Source organism: Tepidimonas sp. (genome assembly GCF_029335975.1).
Classification (GTDB): Bacteria; Pseudomonadota; Gammaproteobacteria; order Burkholderiales; family Burkholderiaceae_C; genus Tepidimonas.
The window spans coordinates 1-4,090 of record NZ_JARJMT020000069.1 but is presented as its reverse complement, the minus strand read 5'-3'; the positions used below and the strand labels follow the sequence as shown (position 1 = coordinate 4,090).

The window sequence follows — 4,090 nt, the reverse complement described above, 5'->3', positions numbered from 1 at the left end:
TCCTCGACCAGCTCGAGCTGCCACGCACCGGGCGCCTCGCCGCGGCGCAAGACACCACGAAATGTCTTGCGCCCCGGCGCCACCGCCCCTGCGCCCGCGGCCCCGATGGGGGCGCGCAAGGTGACATCGACCATCTCGCCGACGAAGCGCTCGTAGTCTGGGGCGTGGCGCAACGGACGATCGATGCCGGGTGAGCCCACCTCGAGGCGACGGTCGTCCACCCCATCGACCTCCAGCACATACTGAAGCTGGCGCGTCACACGCTCACAATCTTCGACGCTGATGAAGCGCTCTGACGGCTGCATCGCATCCCAGGGCCAATCGATGGTCACGCGCAGCAAGCCGCCGGCGGACCGCTCCAGGTCCACCATGTCGTATCCGAGCCCGACCACCGTCTGCTCCACCGCCTGCTGCCAGCTCATGCGTCCCGTTTTCGCCTTTCGTGTTGGCACCCAAGGGCGCCTCGATCCGCTTGGATCACCCCGTTTATCACCCCGTTTGATTGCGCGCGACCAAAAAAAATGGGCCGGTGTGCACCCGCCCATTCGGTCGTGATCCGGCTATTCTAGCACCCCAGGTCGGAATTCGCACCTCTCGACGGTGCGATTGCCACTGCCCGACTGCGCCGCAGCCACACCGTCCGTCCGCGGGTACAATGTGGGCAGTCGGAGCGTAGCGCAGTCTGGTAGCGCATCTGCTTTGGGAGCAGAGGGTCGAAGGTTCGAATCCTTTCGCTCCGACCACGAACACACCCCTGCCGTCCGTAGCTCAGCTGGATAGAGCAACGGCCTTCTAAGCCGTGGGTCGGGGGTTCGAGCCCCTCCGGACGGGCCACCCGCACACGCACGATTCACGACATGACCGTCACCATCAAGGATGCCGCAGGCATCGAGGGCATGCGCACCGCCGGACGCCTGGCGGCAGAGGTGCTGGACTATCTCGCGCCCTATGTGCGGCCAGGTGTGACCACCAACGAGTTGGACCGCTTGGCACACGACTACATCGTCGGTGTGCAGCAGGCCATCCCCGCGCCGCTCAACTACGCGCCCAGCGGCTATCAACCCTATCCCAAGAGCATCTGCACCTCGGTCAACCACGTCGTCTGCCACGGCATCCCCAACGACAAGCCCCTCAAAAAAGGCGACATCGTCAATATCGACGTCACCGTCATCAAGAATGGCTGGCACGGCGACACGAGCCGCATGTTTTTGGTCGGCGAGGTCCCCCCGCATGCGCGGCGGCTGTGCCAGGTAACCTACGAGGCCATGTGGAAGGGGATCGAGCGGGTCCGCCCCGGGGTGCGCCTGGGCGACATTGGGCACGCCATCCAGGCCTATGCCGAGAGCGCCGGCTACAGCGTGGTGCGGGAGTTCTGTGGGCACGGCATCGGCCAGCGCTTTCACGAAGATCCCCAGGTGCTGCACTATGGACGCCCTGGTACGGGGATGGAAATCCGGCCGGGCATGACGTTTACCATCGAGCCCATGATCAACCAGGGACGGCGCGAAATTCGCGAGATGGGCGATGGCTGGACCATCATCACCAAGGACCGCTCGCTGTCTGCGCAATGGGAGCATACCGTGCTGTGCACCGAAGACGGCTATGAGGTCTTGACCTGCTCGGCCGGTATGCCGGCACCGCCGGCCTTCATCGGTGCATCGGCCAGCCCCGCGCCGGCTTGACGCCGCCGCTCGGTGCCGCATCTGGCCCAGGTCTTGCTTCTGACCGAGCCATGCCCGCCCCACCCTGCCCCGCCCCAGCCGACCATCTGGACATCGCTGCGCTGCGACAGCACTACCGGGATGCCAAACGCAGTGTGCTGCACGCCATCGAGGCACTCGGCGGCCGCTCGCGCGGCATACGTGCCCTGCTGCGGCGGCTAAGCCGGCTGACCGACGATACGCTACGTACGCTGTGGGGGACATCCGGGTTGCCCGATACACTGGCGCTGGTCGCCGTGGGCGGGTACGGCCGAGGGGAGCTGTTCCCCTACTCCGACGTGGATGTCCTCGTGCTGCTGCCCGACGGCATTCGGGTTGAGGCGCACGCGCCTCTGAAGGCGGCGCTGGAACGCTTCATCGGACACTGCTGGGACATCGGGCTGGAGATCGGCTCCAGCGTGCGCACGGTGGACGAATGCCTGCAAGAGGCAGCCGCCGACATCTCGGTTCAGACCGCACTGCTGGAAAGCCGTTGGCTGGCCGGGGACCGATGCCGCTTCGTTGCGCTGGGCCAGGCGCTTGACGCGCAGATGGACCCGCTGGCATTTTGCCGCGCCAAGCAGTTCGAGATGCAGCAACGCCACCAGCGCTACGAAAACACGCCCTACGCGCTGGAGCCCAATTGCAAAGAATCGCCGGGCGGGCTGCGCGATCTGCAGGTGATCCTCTGGGTCGCCAAGGCCGCCGGTTTCGGCCACACCTGGGACGAACTCGCGCGCCGCGGGCTGGCCACGGCGCGCGAGGCGCGCCAACTCAAGGCCAACGAGGCGCTGCTGAGCCTCATTCGCGCCCACTTGCACACCCTGGCCCAGCGGCGCGAAGACCGCCTGGTGTTCGATCTGCAGACTGCGCTGGCCGCCGCTTTCGGCATCGAGTCGGGGGCAACGGGCGATGGCAGCCGCGAGCAGTCGGCGCGGCGCGCGCGCAAGGCCAGCGAGCGGTTCATGCGGCGCTACTACTGGGCCGCCAAAGCGGTGACGCAGCTCAACCAGATCCTGCTGCTCAACATCCAAGAGCGCCTAGAGCGCGACGAGCATGGGATGGAGCCCCCGCGCCCGCTGAACCCGCGCTTTCTGGACAAGGACGGCTTGCTGGAGGTAGCGAGCGACGACCTGTATCTGCGGCAGCCGCACGCGATCCTGGAAACCTTTTTGTTGTACCAACAAACCCCGGGCATCAAAGGCTTGTCTGCGCGCACGCTGCGGGCCCTGTACAACGCCCGCCCGATCATGAATGCGGCGTTTCGGCGCGACCCGGTCAACCGGCGCACCTTTGTGCAGATGCTGCAGCAGCCGCAGGGCATCACGCACGCATTTCGGCTGATGAACCAGACCTCGGTGCTGGGGCGCTACCTGTGGCCGTTTCGCAATACGGTCGGCCAAATGCAGCACGACCTGTTCCATGTCTATACCGTGGATCAGCACATCTTGATGGTGCTGCGCAACATGCGGCGCTTTTTCATCCCGGAGCATGCGCACGAGTACCCGTTTTGCTCCCAGCTCGCTGCGGGGTGGGACAAGCCATGGGTGCTCTACGTCGCGGCCTTGTTTCACGACATCGGCAAGGGCCGCGGCGGCGATCACTCCGTGCTGGGCGCGCGGGAGGTGCTGACCTTTGCGCGCCAGCATGGCATCGATCGCGAGGATGCGGCGTTGATTCGCTTCCTGGTCGAGGAGCACCTGACCATGAGCCGTGTGGCCCAAAAAGAGGACATCAGCGACCCGGAAGTCATCCGCGCCTTTGCTCACCGTGTGGGCGATGAGCGACACCTCACGGGCCTGTATCTGCTGACCGTGGCCGATATTCGCGGCACCAGCCCCAAGGTGTGGAACGGCTGGAAGGCCAAGCTGCTGGAGGACCTCTACCGCGCCACCCTGCGCGCACTGGGTGGCGGCTCGCCAGACCCCCACGCCGAAATCGAAGCCCGCAAACGCGAAGCGCTCGCCCTGCTGGCCCTGCACGCCCTGCCACACCAGGCCCACCAGGCGCTGTGGTCGCAGCTGGATGTGGGCTATTTCATGCGGCCCAGCGCCGATGAGATTGCTTGGCACACTCGCCAGCTCTCGCGCGCGCTGGCGCACGCCGCGCCGGGCACGCCACTTACCCTGGTGCGCGCCCGCCTGTCCCCTGCCGGCGAGGGGCTGCAGGTGCTGGTCTACACCGACGATCGACCCGATCTGTTCGCCCGCATTTGCGGCTATTTCGACCAGGCTGGCTTTTCCATCCTGGACGCCAAAATCCACACCACCAGCGACGGCCGCGCGCTCGATACCTTTCAGGTCGCAACGGAAACCCTGTCCGATCACTACCGCGAGCTGGTGGGCATGGTCGAAAGCGGCCTGCCGCGCGCGCTGGATCCAGCCACGCCG

General features: G+C 66.1%; 3 protein-coding genes and 2 tRNA genes. 4 read left to right on the top strand and 1 reads right to left on the bottom strand.

Translation table 11 applies throughout. The annotated features are described in order from the left end of the window. The coding region (locus tag P3W97_RS03685; RefSeq protein ID WP_300843890.1) for a ribosome maturation factor RimP at window positions 1-422 on the bottom strand (422 nt) is incomplete at its 3' end. 244 nt (window positions 423-666) lie between these two features. Between P3W97_RS03685 and P3W97_RS03680 the strand changes: the two genes are divergently transcribed. The 4 genes from P3W97_RS03680 to P3W97_RS03665 all read left to right on the top strand — a co-directional run. Continuing rightward, window positions 667-743: transfer RNA gene (locus P3W97_RS03680), tRNA-Pro, on the top strand. 14 nt (window positions 744-757) lie between these two features. After that, a tRNA-Arg gene (locus P3W97_RS03675) sits at window positions 758-834 on the top strand. A 14-nt stretch (window positions 835-848) separates the two neighbouring features. Further along, window positions 849-1,682 carry a type I methionyl aminopeptidase gene (map, locus tag P3W97_RS03670; protein ID WP_300843892.1) on the top strand — a complete coding sequence of 278 codons (834 nt, stop codon included), beginning with the start codon at window positions 849-851 and terminating at the stop codon, window positions 1,680-1,682. A 50-nt stretch (window positions 1,683-1,732) separates the two neighbouring features. After that, the coding region (locus P3W97_RS03665) for a [protein-PII] uridylyltransferase (protein WP_300843888.1) at window positions 1,733-4,090 on the top strand (2,358 nt) is incomplete at its 3' end.